The organism is Streptomyces sp. NBC_01006, assembly GCF_045162725.1.
Lineage (GTDB): Bacteria > Actinomycetota > Actinomycetes > Streptomycetales > Streptomycetaceae > Streptomyces.
Genome location: NZ_CP108700.1, coordinates 7,866,545 through 7,881,889, shown reverse-complemented (window position 1 = coordinate 7,881,889; position 15,345 = coordinate 7,866,545). Strand labels below are relative to the sequence as shown.

Genomic DNA, 15,345 nt, shown 5'->3' with positions numbered 1-15,345 from the left:
AGCAGCATGCGCTTGCGCTGCCCGGCCTACTTCACCGCCTTGATGTAGTCGGTCCACAGACGCACCGCCCGCTCGCTGCCGGGCGTGCCCGGGGCGTCGCCGCCCAGTCCCGTCAGCGGCAGCGGAACCAGGTCGGTCAGCGACATCCGGTAGACCACCACGGCCGTGGACTCCTGCTCGGTGCTCGCAACGAACCAGCCCGCCGTATTCGCTGCCGTCGTTCCGGTCTTGCCCGCCGCCCCGGCGTGCGCCTTGGCCGCCGTCTTCGCCGAACCCTCGGTGACCGCGTCCCGCAAGGCGTCCGTCACCGCCTGGGCGGTCTTGGCCGTCACGGCCCGGGTCGGCTGCGGCATGTCGAGCGGGACCGCAGCGCCGTTGCGGCTGGCCGAGCGCACCGAGTAGGGGTCGGTGTGCATGCCGTCGGCGGCGAAGGTCTCGTAGGCGCCGGCCATGCGGATCGCGCTGGGCATCGAGTTCTCCCCGAGCGCGAACGTGGGAACCCGTGGCCCGAGGCTCGATCCGAGCAGGCCCGCGCGCTGGGCGAACGACTGCACCCCGTCGAGGCCCACGTCGAGGCCGAGTTGCAGCATCGGCGTGTTGACGGAGTTGGCGACGGCCTGGCGCAACGTCACCTGGCCCCAGTTGCGACCGTCGTCGTTGCGGCCCTTCACCACCTTGCCGCTGCGGTCCCAGTACGGCCCCTCGGGCGTCTGCACGGTGACCTGGTCGTCGCCGTTGTACGTGGTGGAGGGGGAGACGGGCGTCCGGGTCTTGCCGCGTGAGCGGAGCACCCCTTCGTCGAGCGCGGCGGCGTAGACGATCGGTGTGAACGCCGTGCCGACCGGGATCGTCGTCGCGTTCGACTCGTTGAAGCCCTGCTTCAGATAGTCGGGGCCGCCGTACACGGCGAGCAGCCGCCCGTCGGGGGAGACGCTCGCCGCGCCGATCTTCGCGTGTTTGTCCGTGTCGGGACGCCGCTCGGCGTCGAAGTCCTTCTGCGCCTTTTGGACGGCAGAGGTCAGGGCCGTCATGCGGGTCCGGTCGAAGGTCGTGTAGATCTGGTAGCCGCCGAGGTCGAAGTCGGAGTCCGTGATGTGGCCCGCCTTGATCGCGTAGGCCTTGGCCAGCTCGACCAGATATCCGGTCTGCGCGCCAGGAGTGCCGGGGAGCGCGGCCCCCAAGGGCTCGGGGAACGTGGTGTAGGTGGCGCGCTCGGCGCGCGAGAGTTGGCCGGTCTCGACCATGCGGTCCAGGATCCAGGCCCAGCGTTCGACGGCCCGCTCGTGGTTCTCCTTGCCGACGGCCGGGTCGTACAGCCCGGCGCCCTTGAGGAGCGAGGCCAGGAAGGCGCCCTCGCCGGCATTGAGCTGCGAGACGTCCTTGCCGAAGTACGCCTGGGACGCGCGCTGGATCCCGTATGTCCCGCGCCCGAACCAGCTGGTGTTGAGGTAGTCCTGGAGGATCTGCTTCTTGTCCCTCTGGTTGTCCAGTTTCACGGCGAGCAGGAGCTCGGTGAACTTCCGGGAAAGTGTGCGGTCCTGGTTCAGGTAGGCGTTCTTCACGTACTGCTGCGTGATGGTGGACCCGCCCTGGGTCTCGCCCCCCGTCGCCGCGGCACCCAGGGCGCGCAGGACGCCGGACGGTGACACACCGGGATCCGCGTAGAAGCTCGCGTTCTCGGCAGCGAGAACGGCTCCCTGGACCTTCGCGGGCACCTTGTCCAGCGGCATCTCCTGCCGGCTGACCCAGCCCGTCCGGGCCATCGTGGAGCCGTCTGCCCAGTAGTAGACGTTGTCCTGCTGTGTGGCGAACGAGTTGAGGTCTTCGGGTATGTCCGTGGTCGCGTAGGCGTACGTGACGAAGCCCGCCAGGACTATGAAGGCGTACAGGCAGGCACCCAGCCACTGACGCCAGGAGGGTATCCACCGGCGCCAGCCGCTGCGGCCAGGCCTCGGGAAGGCGGGTCGCAGGCGCCGCAGTTGTGTGCGCGCCGCAGCGGCGGCCGGCGCGAGGGCGCCTGGCAAGCCGGCCGCCGCCTGGGGCCGACGGCGCGTCCCGGTCTTCCTCCGGCGGCCCGACGGGGCTGCTCCGCTGCCCTCCGGAGCCGCCCGCCTGCCCCACGATCGCCCTCTTGCGGACGTATCCTGCCTGCCCACTAGGAATGCCCCCCTTGCTGCGCTTTCCTGCATACCCTAGAGGCATTTGCTGTGAGGTCGGTGTGTGGCATCGGCTTCCGGCCGCGAGGTGCGGCGCCAGTGGCGGAAGGTGACAACCGGAGGCAGGTCGCCCTGCGCTCAAGGCGATTCCTGTCAGGTGACCGTCTACGAAGCGGAACGCGCCGAAGGAGGCGAAGGAGCCGCCTGGTTGTGCGAAGATTCCGTCCCCCGGTTCGTGTGGACCGGGTGACAAGGGGAAAAGCAGTGATACCAAAGAGGTTCAGGCTTGCCGTCGGCGCAGCCTTGACCGTGACCCTGTCGTCCGCGACGCTGTTCGCCTACTCCGCGAGTGCGGGTTCCGGGCCCGAAGCAGCCGACCGCGCGACCGTCGACGCCTTCGCCCGCATAGCCGACGAGGTGCTCTCCCAGCGCACCCAGGCTCTGGTCGAGGAGCAGGCGGGACACCGCAACTCCGGCCCGTCCTCCGCGAAGACGCGCATGACGGCTCAGTTGAAGAAGGACGAGGACGCCGCGATCTCGTCGCTGCAGTCCCGTAAGACGCGCCTGGCGGCGCTCGGCGAGGCCTACACGGGTGCCAACACCCACGTCGCCGTGGACCGGGCCACGGTCACCGGCGGGAAGGCGACCGTCGAGGTCTCCGAGGACACCACGCTCACCTACAAGAGACTGCGCGGGGACGAGCCGGCCACGACCGACTTCCGGACGCGCTACGAACTGACCCTCACCAGCAAGCGGGGCGGTGCCTGGGAGCTGACCTCGATCAAGTCCCTGGACAACGGCCCCGTCGCGATCAACGAGCCCGTGGCGGCCAAGACGAACGTCGCCAAGGACGATGGCAACCAGTACCCGGACGGCACGCCCGCGTCCACCAAGTACCCCGCCCCGGCGAAGCCCAAGGCGAAGACCGGTGGTGCGTACGACTACGCGGCCATGGCCAAGTACGCGGAGAAGTACTGGAGCAGCTACAACCCGGCGTACCGCAAGTTCAGCGGCGCGGGAGGTGACTGCACCAACTTCATCAGCCAGGCGCTCAAGGCGGGTGGCTGGAAGCCCGTTCCGGGCTCCACGACGGACTACCGCAACTGGTCGTACGACGGACCCCGCCAGACGGACTCTTGGGTCGGCGCGAACGAGTGGGCATGGTTCACGCTGTCCAACAAGCGGGCCGCCAACCTGGCCAACGTCTACCAGACGGACGTCGGTGACATCGTGCAGGTGGACTTCAACAGGGACGGGTCCAAGGACCATTCCATGATGGTGACGTACCGCAGCAACGCCGGAATGCCGTACCTCACGTACCACTCCACCAACACCTACCGTAAGTCGCTCGCGAGCATCATCGCGTCCTACCCGGACGCGGTCTACTACGCGTACCGCACCTGACGGGTGCCCTTCGGCTTCTCCTGCCGCGGAACCCCGCGGCAGGAGAAGCCGGCCAGGGTCACCGCAGGTAGCCGCCAAGGGCTCGGCCAGGACGTCGCCGCCCAGCCGGCTCCTGGGTAGCCGCGGGCAGACGGCTACGGGCTGTCCTCCCTCAGGCGGAATCCGGTGACCAGGTCGGGCCGGATCCGGATGGCGCCCGATCCGGTACCCGCGGCCCAAGGCTGGAGCAGGCTCGCGTAGCGCTCGATCTCGGCGGGGTCGGTGACGGCAGTGGCGTAGCCGGTCGCGACCACGCTCCACCCCAGGTGTGACTGCGGATCGATGGCGTCCGCTTCGTACGCGACGACGATGCCCGCGTCTTCCTGGGTCGCGAGCAGGGCTGCGAGCGTCGAGCCGTCCTGAACGCGGACGATGATGTCACCCGCGTCGAGAAGGTGGTTGACCGGACGAACGGCGGGCAGCGCGTGCCGGGTGAAGACGATGCGCCCCAGCTCCACGGAACCCAGCAGCTTCAGGGCCTCGTCGGCAGGCAGATCCTCCACGCGCCGCTTCGCCGTCCGGAGGGCGGCCGGAGTGGGGGCCGTACCGACTCGATGGCTCTTCATCGTGGGCACCTCGGTCGAGCAGGAGGACGTCCGTCACGCATCCGTCGTGGGCTCGGCGGCAGCGGCCGCAGAGGGATGTCTCCTGCCAGGGTCTCCGGGGTGCACTCGTTCGGACATGGGCCGGTCGGACCCCAGAGGGGGCCACAGGGCCCATGCCCCCGATGGGCCGGACCCCCAAGACTGGAAGCACACTCGAACCACGGAGGCTGTTCAAGGCTCGGACCTCGTCTCCGCGGTGCGGACGGTCGCAACCGGCCAGTCCATGCTGGACCCGGCCACCACCGCCCGCCTGATGCATTCGCTGCGCGATCCGGAGGTGTCCAAGGCGCCCGGGGACGCTCGGCTTGCCGGTCTCTCCGAGCGGGAACGGGCGGTGCTGGAACTCATCGGCGAGGGCATGACCAACCGGCAGATCGCCAAGCAGCTCTACCTGTCGGAGAAGACGGTCAAGAACCACATCTCGCGGCTCCTGGGCAAGCTGGGCGTGGAACGGCGGGTCCAAGCGGCCGTGATCGCGGCCCAGGTCCACGAGCACGAGCACGACATCGGCGACCCGAAGCACTAGCCGGGTCGGCAGGCTCAGGTCACGGCGACGGGGGAATCAGCGGTACCCGCCATTCCAGATGGGTCCCCCGCTCCCCCGCACCCCGCGCAGCGGCCGCCATGCTCCCACCGAGCTTCTCGGCGCGCTCTGCGAGGTTGCGCAGTCCGCTCCGCCCGCCGCCGTCGGGCAGGCCGATGCCGTCATCGGTCACCGTGACCGTCAGGGTGCCGTTCGCCGCGGCGACGGAGACCTCCGCTCGGGTGGCCCGCGCATGCCGGGCGACGTTGGTCAGGGCCTCTCCGATGACGGCGAGGACCTCTTCGGCCACGGCCGCGGGAACGTCGGTGTCGATCAGCCCTTCCATGCGCAGTGCAGGGGTGAACCCGAGGACGGCGGCAGCCTCGTCGATGGCCTGGACGGTTCGGGAGCGCAGCTTCAGGGGCGTTCCGGGCGCTTCGTGTTCACGGAGCCCGAAGATGGTGGATCTGATGATCTTGATGGTGGCGTCGAGGTCGTCGACTGCCCGCGCCAGCCGTTCGGAGGCTTGGGGATGGTCTACGAAGCGTTGCGCACTCTGGAGGGTCATGCCGGTGGCGAAGAGGCGCTGGATGGCAAGGTCGTGCAGGTCGCGGGCGATCCGGTCGTGGTCCTCCAGCAGGCTCATCTGCTCGGCGTCGTGGCGCCGGTCGGCCAGTTCCAGGGCGAGGGCTGCCTGACCGGCGAAACCGGCCAGGGGGGCGACCTCCGCAGGGGCGAACACGGGGCGGCCGTGGTGCCTGGCCAGCATCATGACGCCGCTGAGCTTCTCCTTGGTGCCGACCGTGACGGCGACGGCCGGGCCGTAACCCGTCCAGCGTTCGGTCTGCACGGTGACCCTTTCGTCGGTCGCCACGTCCGTGACCGTGATCAGGCCGTCGTTGGCGAGGGCGGCTTCGGCGAGGGTGCCCTCGGTACTGGGCAGGATGATGTCGCGGTGTGCCTCGGCGCCTTCTCCCAGGGCGAGGGAGCCGCGTAGTTCTCCGGTGGGGCCGAGGAGGTAGAAGACGCCCATGTCCGCGCCCGCGATGTCCTTGGCGCGCTCCATCATGCCCCTGAGGACCTCGTCCCGGGGGGTGCCGGAGAGCAGGGCGCTGGTGATGTCGGAGCTGGCCGCCAGCCAGCGCTCGCGCAGCCGGACCTCCTCGAAGAGCCGGGCGTTCTCGATGGCGATACCGGCCGCGACGGCGAGGGTGGACAGGACTGCTTCGTCCTCCTGGTCGAAGTCGGTGCCGCCGCGCTTCTCGGTGAGGTAGAGGTTGCCGAAGACGTCCTCGCGGACCCGGATGGGGACGCCGAGAAAGGAGTGCATCGGGGGGTGGTGGGCCGGGAAGCCGTACGAGGCGGGGTGCTCGGAAAGCTCGGAGAGCCTCAGCGCTTCCGGGTGGCGGATCAGCTCGCCGAGGATGCCGTGGCCGGAGGGCAGGTCGCCGATCTGCGCGCGGAGCTCCTCGCTGATGCCCACGGGAAGGAACTGGGCGAGCTTCTGGTCGTCGCCGATGACGCCGAGGGCACCGTATTCGGCGTCGACGAGGACCACCGCGGCCTCGACGATGCCGCGCAGCACCTGCGGCAGGTCCAGTTCACGGCCGACCGACATGACGGCTTCGAGCAGGCCGTTCAGCCGGTCTCGGGTGCCTCTGACCTCGTCGATCCGCACCTGGAGCTCGTCGAGCAGTTCGTCCAGCCGCAGCCGTGGCACACCGCTCGCCTGGGCGGACCGACCGCCTGCGCTCATGTCCCACCTCCGGGCGGCAGCGGCCGTGGGGTGCCGCTTCCTTCACGGTAATCCCGGCCCAGTGGGCGTGCCGTACAACCGGTGCGGCCTGATTCGTACGGGGTTCCGACGGTGGGGCCGCCCACGACGATCCGGTCGCCCACTTCGGCGTGGATCCCGTCCCCGGGTACGTACACGTCATGATCATGACCTCCTTCGAAATGCGGCCCGCATGAGCCGGGCGGCGAGGAACCCGGAGAGCGCGGCAGCTGTCGCCAGCCAGAGGCCGTACCAGCCCACCGGCTGGGTCTCCAGCAGCGACTGCAGCGCAGGGACGTACAAGGCGGCCATCGCCAACAGGGCGGAGCCGCCCACGGCGGCCGGGAGGGAGAGGTTCTCCCTGGTCAGCAGCCGGGTCCGCAGCCCCAGTGCCACACCCAGCTGGGCCCCGAGCAGGGCGAGGAAGAGCACGCTCTGCCAGGGCAGGTCCATGGCCTGCGCGACAGCGCCGGCCAGCAGGCTGGCAGCCGTCACGGCCGCGGCCAGGACGAGGAGGCGTTGCCACACGCCGGCGGCGAGGATGTGCTGGCCCGGCGGCCTTGGCGGGCGTCGCATCGCTTCCGGGGCGACGGGTTCGGCGCCCATGGCCACACCGGTCAGACCATGGGTGAGGAGGTTGATCCACAGGATCTGGCCGGCCCGCAGGGGCAGGGGCAGGCCGAGCAGCGGTCCGGTGAGCATCACCAGGATCTCGGCGGTCCCGCCCGCCATGGCGTAGACGAGGAAGCGCCGGATGTTGTCGTAGACGCGGCGGCCTTCCTCCACGGCCACGACCACGGTGGCGAGCTCGTCGTCGGTGAGGACGAGGTCGGCGGCCTGGCGGGCCACCTCGGTGCCGCGGGCGCCCATGGCGACGCCGATGTCGGCCTGGTGGAGGGCGGGGCCGTCGTTGACTCCGTCGCCGGTCATCGCGGTGACGGCGCCTCGGGCCCGCCAGGCGTGGACGATGTCCAGTTTCTGCTGCGGGTCGGTGCGGGCGAAGACGCGGACCTCGGTGATGTCGGTGTCCGGAGCTGCGGCCAGCTCCGGGCCCGTCAGGACCTCACTGGCCGGGCCGTCCTCGACGAGCCCGGTGCGTACGGCGATGGCGTGGGCCGTCGCCGGGTGGTCGCCGGTGATCAGGATCGGGGTGATGCCTGCCGCGCGGCAGGCCGCCAGGGTGGCGGCGGCTGCCGCTTTCGGCGGGTCGCTGATCGCGAGCAGGCCGAGCAGGCGCAGTCCGTGCTCCGCCTCGGCAGCAGACGGGGACCGGGTCCGTTCGGCGGTGGCGACGGCCAGTACGCGAAAGCCTTCGGTGGCCATCTCGGCGGCCTGGCGGCGGGTGGTGGCCAGGAGCTCGGACGGATCGTCGAGCAGTTCCGGGGTGAGGACGGCTTCCGGTGCCCCTTTGAGGCAGATGAGGGTGGTCCCGGCAGGGGTCCGGTGCACGGTGGTCATGCGCTTGCGCAGGCTGTCGAAGGGGGCTTCCCCGGTACGGGGGTGGGTCCGGCGCAGCTCGGCCGGGTCCGGACAGCCGGCTTTGGCAGCTGCTGCCAGCAGTGCGGCCTCCATGGGGTCTCCGACGGCTGTCCAGACGTCCGACCTCTCCCCCGGCGGCCTCAGGCCTGCGTCATTGCACAGTGACACCGTAGTGAGCAGTTCCCGCACCGGTCGCAGCTGCTCGGCCGTGAGAGGGCGCCCTTCGATGTCCAAGTCCCCGTAGGGCTCATATCCGGCGCCGGACAAGCCGACCGCACCAGAGGGAAGCAACACCTGCTGGACGACCATGCGGCCCTCGGTGAGGGTGCCGGTCTTGTCCGTGGCGAGCACGCTCACCGAGCCCAGCGTCTCGACGGCGGGCAGGCGCCTCACCAGCGCCCCGCGGGACGCCATGCGGCGGGCGCCCAATGCGAGGGAGAGGGTGACCACGGCGGGCAGCGACTCGGGCACGGCAGCGACGGCGAGGCTGATCGCCGTGACGGCCATCGTGCCCAGCGCGAGCCCGCGCACGAGGCCCAGGGCAAAGAACAGCACGCACAGGGCGAGGGTCACGGCGGCCAGGACGCGGCCGAGGGAGGCGAGCCTGCGCTGGAGCGGTGTCGGCTCGTGGCCGCCGTCGAAGAGCGCCGCGATCCGGCCGAGCGCGCTGGCCCCACCGGTGGCCGTGGCGATGGCGACACCCCGGCCGCGCACGACGACGGTGCCGGCGCTCACCGTCTCGCCCGAGGTCTTGTCGACGGGTTCGGATTCGCCGGTGAGCATGGATTCGTCCATCAGGAGCGAGGACGCCTCGGTGATGTCCGCATCCGCCGCGACGATGTCACCCTCGCTCAGCAGCAGGGTGTCGCCGGGCACCACGAGGGCTGCGGGCACCTCGCGACCGGATCCGTCGCGCAGCACCCGGGCATGTGGGGCCGAGAGTGCCGAGAGTGCGGCGACCGCGTGGTCCGCCCGGACCTCTTGGGCAACCCCGACGGTGGTGTTGAAGACGACCACCAGGCCGATGATGACGGCATCCGGGTGGTCACCGATCGCGATGGTCAGCAGGGCGGCACCGAGCAGCACCATGATCAGTGGATCGCGGAGCTGTACCAGCACCCGCTGGTGGATCGGTGTCGGTGGGGGCGGTGCCACCTCGTTGCGGCCGTAGCGGGCCAGTCGGCGTTCGGCCTCGGCCTGTGTCAGTCCCGTCGGGGCGGAGGAGCCGACAGAGGCCGTGTCGATCGCTCGGCCGGTCATCGCAGGCTCAACCGGTGGGGACGGTGATCACGGGGCAGTGCGCACGGTGCAGGAGGCCATGGACGACGGATCCGATCCGCATGCCGGTGTATCCGCCGCGGCCGCGGCGGCCCACGACGACGGCAAGGGCGTGCTCGGCGGCCCGGGCCAGTTCCTCGACCGGGTGGCCGGTGAGGACCTCGTGGGTGACGTGCACGTCCGGATACTTCTCGGACAGTCCGGCGGCGGCCTCGGAGAGCAGGGTGCGCTGTGCCCGCAGTGCCACCTCCTCGTCGTCCAGCATGATCCGCGGCCGCTGCCAGACGCAGACGACCCGCAGCGCCGCGCCCCGGAGGTCGGCCTCGTCGAAGGCGAAGGCCAGCGCGGCCGTGGCGGACGCACTGCCGTCGATACCCGCGACGACATAGGGCGGCTGCTGGCTGATGTGCTCCGCGTCGCCCACCACGACGACCGGGCATGCGGCCTGGGCGGTGATGGGGACCACGAGTGAGCCGGCGCTGAAGAACTCCGCCGTGCGGCTCAGATGGCGGGAGCCGAGCACGACCAAGCGGGCGTCCCGCGCCGCGCCACCGAGGACGGGGGCGGGCAAACCGCCCAGCAGATCCGCGGTGACACCCAGCTCGGGGTGGCGGTTGCGCACCCAGTCCTCGGCCTGTGCCAGTCTTTCGGCCCCTGCCCGCCGCAGGGACATCTGGTCGGGGGTGTCGTCCACGTGATCGTGATGGGTGTCGTGCTGGGGCGGCACCGCGAGCACCAGGCGCAGCCGCAGCCGGCGCCGCTGGGCCTCGTCGGCGGCCCAGGCCAGGGAAAGGTGCCAGTCCCTGACCGGGTCGATGCCCACGACGATGTCCCGGGTTCCTGCCCGGTGGCTGGTCATGGCTGACCCCCGAAGTCGCTGCCGGTCCGGGGGATGAGGAGGACGGGGCAGTGGGCGTGGTGGACCAGGCTGTGCGTGGTCTTGCCCAGGTTGGGGGCGAGTCCGAGGGGTCCGTGGGCCCGCCGTCCGCCCATGACGAGCAGGTCGGCATGGCGGGACGCCTCGACAAGGACGCCGGCCACGGAGATGCTCTTCTCCGCATCGGCATCCACCTCCAGATCGGGGAACTCCTCACAGATCACGTCCGTGACGGCCCGCAGGGTCTCCGCGTGGCCGCCCGCGATCTCGTCGATGCCGTCGAGCATGCTGACCACCTCGCCGACGGACTGGAGCACGTTCCACACGTGCAGCAGCCGCAGCGAGGCCTTGTGCAGCTCGGCTTCCCGGGCGGCGTACCGGGCGATCACGAGATCGTGCTCGTCGCGAACGGCCGCGAGGACGCTGCCGGTCTCCTCGGCCCCGTCGATGCCTCGGACGACGATGACGGGCGTCGAGGCGATGGCCGCTGTATCCAGGCCCACGGAGCCGAGCATGAGGGAGTTGAAACCCCCCAGGCCGCGGTTGCCCACCACGATCGTGCCGTGCAGACCGCCGGCCCGGTGCAGGCTGTTGACGGCGTCCGCGCGGCTGAATTCCGTGGTCACGGGCAGGCCGGGATACTCGGCCGACACGGCCTTCGCCGTCTCGTCGAGAAGCTCCCGGCCCTCGACGCGGACCCGTTCGATGGTCTCCGCCGGCAGGTACAGAGCCCGGCCGTCGGTGTCGGCGCCGAAGACGATGTGCAGGGGGCGGTCGCGACGTACGGCCTCCCGGGCCGCCCACAAGGCAGCGCTGCGCGCCGACCGCGAGCCGTCCACGCCGACGACGACCGAGCTGGTGTCCGGGGTACGGAATGCGCTTTCCACGATTCCTCCCAACCGAGAAGCCGATGAGGGACACCACTCACGTTGGCACCGCCGGTGCTCCTGGGCGAGGGCCGCCCGGGACCACCGCCGGGACCAAAGGTCCCCATCGCCCCGGCTGGGCGGGCCCTTACGGGCCCCAGGACGGGACCGTTCGGCCCTCGATCACCTGCGGGCTCCGACGGATGGTGGGGGCAGACCCCGCATCGGGCATGGGCCTGGCGGGACACGGCGGAGCAGGAGGACCTCATGAAGCACATGAAAGTGGCGGACCTGATGACCGACGAGGTCGCCTCCGTGACGCCGGACACCACCTTCAAGGACGTCGCGAAGCTCCTCGCCCAGTACGACATCACGGGAGTCCCGGTCCTGGACGACCAGGACCGTGTGGTGGGTGTCGTTTCGCAGACGGACCTGCTGGCGCACACGGCCCGGCACAACAGCGCAGTGGCCGTGCCGCCCAGCGCGGGCGACGTCATGTCCGCGCCCGCGGTCACGGTCCACCCCGAAGAAACAGTGGCCGACGCCGCCCGGCTGATGACCCGCCGGAGCGTCGAACGCCTCCCCGTCGTGGACGTGGAGGACCGCCTCGTCGGCATCGTCACCCGCCGCGACCTGCTCCGCACGTTCCTGCGCCCGGACTCCGAGATCCGTCGGCGAGTGACCGACGAGATCCTCGCGGAGGTACTCCGTGTGCCGGCCGGTGACGTCGACGTGCACGTGGTGGACGGCATCGTCACTCTGGACGGCCAGGTCGAGCTCCGAAGTCAGCTACCCGTACTGCGCAACCTCGTCGAGCACCTCGACGGGGTCGTCGCCGTGGCATCGCGCGTCACCGCCCGAACCGACGACACGGCAACAGCTCAAGCCGACCGCGCTCGCCATGCGATGCCGTGGTGACGAGGCGCAGAGCGTCACGAAGGACGCCACCATCCCCGTTGCAGCGCGTCTGATCGCTCGCAGCCACCTCAAGCGCCTTCCCGTGGTCGACGAGGACGGCCGCCCGGTCGGTCTCGTCGGCCGCGGGGATCCCCTGAAGGTCCACCTGCGCACGTCGCTGCCCGGACCCCGCGCTGGAGGACGTCGTCGTGCGCGCCGCCGGCACCGCATCGGGAGTCGTGGGCGTCAAGGCGGATCTCACCGCCCCCATGCCCGCATGAGAGGTCGGCCGACATGAGGCACCGGAGCGTCGCGGACCTGATGACGCCCACCGTCATCACCGTCCGGCGCGCGACCGCCTTCAAGGAGATCGCTCGGCTCCTGAAGGAGTTCGACATCACCGCCATGCCCGTCGTCGACGAGACCGGGCACCCGGTCGGTGTCGTCTCCGAAGCCGACCTGCTCCGTCGGCGGCCCGCCGGCGGTGCGAGAACTGCCGAGGAGCTGATGACGAGCCCGGCCGTCACGGCACGGCCCGAGTGGAGCGTGGTCCGCGCGGCCAGGGTCATGCAGCGACACCAGGTCAAGCGGCTACCGGTCGCGGACTCGGACGGGCGTGTGGTCGGCATACTCAGCCGCAGCGATCTGATCCAACTTTTCCTGCGCCATGACCACGCGATACAGGAAGAGATCATCGAGGACGTCCTCACCCGGACACTCCACCTCGCCCCTTCGGCCATCACCGTCGAGGTCGAAGACGGCATGGTGACGCTGAGTGGCACCCTGCCCCAGCCCGGAGTGCTGCCCGTGATCGTTCGCCTCTGCCAGAGCGTCGACGGGGTCGTCGACGTCGACAACAGGCTGACCCGGACCGAGGCCGGGGCCGAGCTGAACTGAACTGAACGGGCAAGGAGGGCCGATCGGTCCCCGGTCGGACCGCTCGGGCCCTCCCGCCGGCACGACGAGCGGAACAGTCTGGAAGCAGCCGACCATCGGCTCCAGGAGGAACACCATGTCGAACCGGATCACGGTAGGTCTGGACGGATCGAGCGCCGGCAGCGCCGCAGCCGGCTGGGCCGCCCACGAGGCCGAACTGCGCGGCGCGGCGCTGGAACTCGTCCACGCGGTGGACCGGGCTCAGTACGGGCCCTTCGCCGTCCCGCTCGTCGACGGCCAAGACCGTCCGCCCGTGAATGCGGACGATGCCGGACCGGTGGTGCTCGGAGTGGACCCGCGCAGCAACTGCGACCGGCACCTCTCCTTCGAGATGGCCGACGGACTTGAGACCACTCTCCGTGAGCTGCTGAGTCCCCGGGAGCGGCAGTACCCACGACTCGCCGTCGACGGACGCATCGTCATCGGCCAGCCCGCCATCCAGGAGGCCGCACAGACAGGACCAGTCCCGTGACCGCAACACATCTCGACCCCGACACCGTCATCCAGCTCATCGGCGACGCCGTCACCGCCCCGTCCATGCACAACGCCCAGCCATGGAAGTTCGTGTTCCACGTCGGCAGCGGTGCCCTCGCCCTGTACGGCGATCCGGAACGCGCCATGCCCCGGACCGACCCGAACCACCGTGGCCTCCACCTGGGTTGCGCGGCGGCGCTGTTCAACCTGCGCGTGTCCGCGGCCTGGATCGGCCTCCCCGTCCGTGTGCGACTCTTGCCCGACGACGCCGAACCATGGCTGCTCGCCACGGTGACCATCGACGAGGCGACGGGCGCGGACCCCGAGCTGGCCTCCCTGCACGACGCCGTCCGGCGCCGGCACACCAGCCGGTACCCCTTCAGCGAGGAGCCGGTGCCGACCGCGCTGCTGGACGGTCTGTGGGCCGCGGCCCACTTGGAGGGCTGCCGGCTCACCGTCCCGGACACCTGGCACATCGACACCGTGCTCGGGCTGGTACGGGACGCCGAACACCGCGAGGAGATCGATCCGCTCGCCCAGGCGGAAACCGCGGCCTGGACCTCCCACCCACAGAGCGCCACGGGCACACCTAGCGACGGCATTCCCGCCGCCGCATTCGGACCGAAGGCTTCCGGTGGCCCCACGCCCGTGCGCGACTTCGGGTGGGCCAACCCGATACCGGATCGCGGCTGGGCCGTGTTCGAGAAGCGGCCACAGCTGGCTCTGCTCAGCACCGAGGGGGACACGAGAGCCGACTGGCTGCGTGCCGGTCAGGCAATGGAGCGCGTCCTTCTGCAGGCCACCGCTGACGGCCTTGCCACTTCGGTGACGTCCCATCCCCTGGAATGGCCGGAGCTGCGGTGGACGGTGCGCGACCCGGTCGCGGCCATGGGACAAGTGCAGATGATCTTCCGTCTCGGCTACGGCCCGGCAGGCACCGCCACGCCCCGCCGTCCGGTCTCCGAGGTACTGGAAATCCGGGAGTAGACACCTTCAGTGTCCACCGCGGTTCAGTCCTTCCCGAGGGTGGCCGCGTGGTCGGGTACGGCGGTCTGCAGGTCCTTGGACGGACGCTCGTAGCCCGTGGACCGGGGCCTCGGCGGCAGGGTCAGCGACGGTACGGCGACGTCCGCGTAGGGAACAGAGGACAGCAGATGGGCCATCATGTTGATCCGCGCGCTGCGCTTGTCGTCGCTCTCGACCACGTACCAGCGGGCATCCGCCGTGTCCGTGTGGACGAGCATCTCGTCCTTGGCCCTCGAGTACGCCTCCCAGCGCGTGAGGGACTCCAGATCCATCGGGGAGAGCTTCCACCGGCGCAACGGGTCCTGTGCACGGGCGCGGAACCGCTCCTCCTGCACCGCGTCGCTGACGGAGAACCAGTACTTGCGAAGCAGGATCCCGTCCTCCACCAGCATCCGCTCGAAGACCGGACACTGCCGCAGGAAGAGCTGGTGTTCCGCCGGTGTGCAGAAGCCCATGACGTGCTCGACCCCGGCCCGGTTGTACCAGCTGCGGTCGAAGAGGACGATCTCGCCGGCGGCGGGCAGATGTTCGACGTACCGCTGGAAGTACCACTGGGTACGCTCCCGCTCCGTCGGCGTGGGCAGGGCCGCGATGCGTGCGACGCGGGGGTTGAGGTGTTCGGCGACCCGCTTGATCGTGCCTCCCTTGCCCGCGGCGTCACGCCCCTCGAAGACGACGACCAGGCGGGCGCCTTCAGCCCGCGTCCACTCCTGGAGCTTGACCAGCTCCGTCTGGAGCCGCAGCAGTTCTCTCTCGTAGACCGCCTTCTTGAGGCCCATCGCCGTCTCCGCCCCTCTTCCGTCCGGTTCTGCGATCAAGTCAGTCACGGCCCGCGGCCGTGCGCAACGACGCCCCTCACGCCTCGGCGTGTCGTGCCCCCCTCGTCCTGCCGGCGTTCCGCTCGACGCACACGGCCCGGCCGCGGCGACCCCTGGTCTGCCGCTCCCCGCCCCCCAAGGCCGGGCTGTCGATACGCTGACTCCGCACGGGGCGGGCAGCGAAGGGGAATCA

The 15,345-nt window shown here is 70.5% G+C and carries 13 protein-coding genes and 1 pseudogene; 7 read left to right on the top strand and 7 right to left on the bottom strand.

Annotated features, from left to right (window positions below; all coding sequences use genetic code 11):
- Positions 1-26 precede the first annotated feature (26 nt).
- A complete protein-coding gene (locus OG509_RS35885) occupies positions 27-2,189 on the bottom strand; it encodes a transglycosylase domain-containing protein (protein WP_406186742.1) in 2,163 nt (720 codons plus the stop codon).
- 270 nt (positions 2,190-2,459) lie between these two features.
- On the opposite strand from OG509_RS35885, the gene OG509_RS35880 reads away from it, so the two are divergent.
- A complete protein-coding gene (locus OG509_RS35880; protein ID WP_406186741.1) occupies positions 2,460-3,560 on the top strand; it encodes an amidase domain-containing protein in 1,101 nt (366 codons plus the stop codon).
- A 134-nt stretch (positions 3,561-3,694) separates the two neighbouring features.
- Here the strand turns inward: OG509_RS35880 and OG509_RS35875 are convergent, their stop codons facing one another.
- The gene (locus tag OG509_RS35875) at positions 3,695-4,165 is read right to left on the bottom strand and encodes a pyridoxamine 5'-phosphate oxidase family protein (RefSeq protein WP_406186739.1); all 471 of its coding nucleotides are present in this window, start codon (positions 4,163-4,165) and stop codon (positions 3,695-3,697) included.
- Between the two features lie 208 nt (positions 4,166-4,373).
- Between OG509_RS35875 and OG509_RS35870 the strand changes: the two are divergent.
- Positions 4,374-4,730, top strand: a pseudogene (locus tag OG509_RS35870) (helix-turn-helix transcriptional regulator); the annotation flags it as partial.
- 19 nt (positions 4,731-4,749) lie between these two features.
- Here OG509_RS35870 and OG509_RS35865 read toward each other — a convergent pair.
- The 4 genes from OG509_RS35865 to OG509_RS35850 form a co-directional block, all read right to left on the bottom strand.
- The gene (locus OG509_RS35865) at positions 4,750-6,483 is read right to left on the bottom strand and encodes a GAF domain-containing protein (RefSeq protein ID WP_406186737.1); all 1,734 of its coding nucleotides are present in this window, start codon (positions 6,481-6,483) and stop codon (positions 4,750-4,752) included.
- A gap of 183 nt (positions 6,484-6,666) precedes the next feature.
- Positions 6,667-9,240 carry a cation-translocating P-type ATPase gene (locus OG509_RS35860; RefSeq protein ID WP_406186735.1) on the bottom strand — a complete coding sequence of 858 codons (2,574 nt, stop codon included), beginning with the start codon at positions 9,238-9,240 and terminating at the stop codon, positions 6,667-6,669.
- Between the two features lie 7 nt (positions 9,241-9,247).
- Positions 9,248-10,117, bottom strand: a complete 870-nt coding sequence (locus tag OG509_RS35855) for a universal stress protein (protein WP_406186734.1) — start codon at positions 10,115-10,117, stop codon at positions 9,248-9,250.
- The gene (locus OG509_RS35850) at positions 10,114-11,022 is read right to left on the bottom strand and encodes a universal stress protein (RefSeq protein WP_406186732.1); all 909 of its coding nucleotides are present in this window, start codon (positions 11,020-11,022) and stop codon (positions 10,114-10,116) included. The genes OG509_RS35855 and OG509_RS35850 overlap by 4 nt, the downstream gene beginning before the upstream one ends.
- A gap of 246 nt (positions 11,023-11,268) precedes the next feature.
- Between OG509_RS35850 and OG509_RS35845 the strand changes: the two genes are divergently transcribed.
- The 5 genes from OG509_RS35845 to OG509_RS35825 all read left to right on the top strand — a co-directional run bounded on the left by OG509_RS35845 (position 11,269) and on the right by OG509_RS35825 (position 14,295).
- Complete coding sequence (locus OG509_RS35845; protein ID WP_406186730.1) at positions 11,269-11,919, top strand: CBS domain-containing protein; 651 nt, start codon at positions 11,269-11,271, stop codon at positions 11,917-11,919.
- Positions 11,903-12,196 carry a CBS domain-containing protein gene (locus tag OG509_RS35840; RefSeq protein ID WP_406186728.1) on the top strand — a complete coding sequence of 98 codons (294 nt, stop codon included), beginning with the start codon at positions 11,903-11,905 and terminating at the stop codon, positions 12,194-12,196. The genes OG509_RS35845 and OG509_RS35840 overlap by 17 nt, the downstream gene beginning before the upstream one ends.
- On the top strand, positions 12,193-12,795 hold the full coding sequence (locus OG509_RS35835) for a CBS domain-containing protein (protein ID WP_406186727.1): 603 nt from the start codon (positions 12,193-12,195) through the stop codon (positions 12,793-12,795). The genes OG509_RS35840 and OG509_RS35835 overlap by 4 nt, the downstream gene beginning before the upstream one ends.
- A gap of 115 nt (positions 12,796-12,910) precedes the next feature.
- Positions 12,911-13,306 carry a universal stress protein gene (locus OG509_RS35830; protein WP_406186726.1) on the top strand — a complete coding sequence of 132 codons (396 nt, stop codon included), beginning with the start codon at positions 12,911-12,913 and terminating at the stop codon, positions 13,304-13,306.
- A complete protein-coding gene (locus OG509_RS35825) occupies positions 13,303-14,295 on the top strand; it encodes an Acg family FMN-binding oxidoreductase (RefSeq protein ID WP_406186724.1) in 993 nt (330 codons plus the stop codon). The genes OG509_RS35830 and OG509_RS35825 overlap by 4 nt, the downstream gene beginning before the upstream one ends.
- 23 nt (positions 14,296-14,318) lie before the next feature.
- Here the strand turns inward: OG509_RS35825 and ppk2 are convergent, their stop codons facing one another.
- Positions 14,319-15,113, bottom strand: a complete 795-nt coding sequence (gene ppk2 / locus OG509_RS35820) for a polyphosphate kinase 2 (RefSeq protein ID WP_052873565.1) — start codon at positions 15,111-15,113, stop codon at positions 14,319-14,321.
- Between the last annotated feature and the right edge of the window lie 232 nt (positions 15,114-15,345).

What these genes read in the sequence shown, in the direction of transcription:
- OG509_RS35860 (WP_406186735.1), bottom strand. Translation starts at nt 9,240, where the DNA reads ATGACCGGCCGAGCGATCGACACGGCCTCTGTCGGCTCCTCCGCCCCG.
- OG509_RS35845 (WP_406186730.1), top strand. Translation starts at nt 11,269, where the DNA reads ATGAAGCACATGAAAGTGGCGGACCTGATGACCGACGAGGTCGCCTCC.
- OG509_RS35830 (WP_406186726.1), top strand. Translation starts at nt 12,911, where the DNA reads ATGTCGAACCGGATCACGGTAGGTCTGGACGGATCGAGCGCCGGCAGC.
- ppk2 (WP_052873565.1), bottom strand. Translation starts at nt 15,113, where the DNA reads ATGGGCCTCAAGAAGGCGGTCTACGAGAGAGAACTGCTGCGGCTCCAG.
- OG509_RS35865 (WP_406186737.1), bottom strand. Translation starts at nt 6,483, where the DNA reads ATGAGCGCAGGCGGTCGGTCCGCCCAGGCGAGCGGTGTGCCACGGCTG.
- OG509_RS35835 (WP_406186727.1), top strand. Translation starts at nt 12,193, where the DNA reads ATGAGGCACCGGAGCGTCGCGGACCTGATGACGCCCACCGTCATCACC.
- OG509_RS35855 (WP_406186734.1), bottom strand. Translation starts at nt 10,117, where the DNA reads ATGACCAGCCACCGGGCAGGAACCCGGGACATCGTCGTGGGCATCGAC.
- OG509_RS35840 (WP_406186728.1), top strand. Translation starts at nt 11,903, where the DNA reads ATGCGATGCCGTGGTGACGAGGCGCAGAGCGTCACGAAGGACGCCACC.
- OG509_RS35885 (WP_406186742.1), bottom strand. Translation starts at nt 2,189, where the DNA reads ATGCAGGAAAGCGCAGCAAGGGGGGCATTCCTAGTGGGCAGGCAGGAT.
- OG509_RS35875 (WP_406186739.1), bottom strand. Translation starts at nt 4,165, where the DNA reads ATGAAGAGCCATCGAGTCGGTACGGCCCCCACTCCGGCCGCCCTCCGG.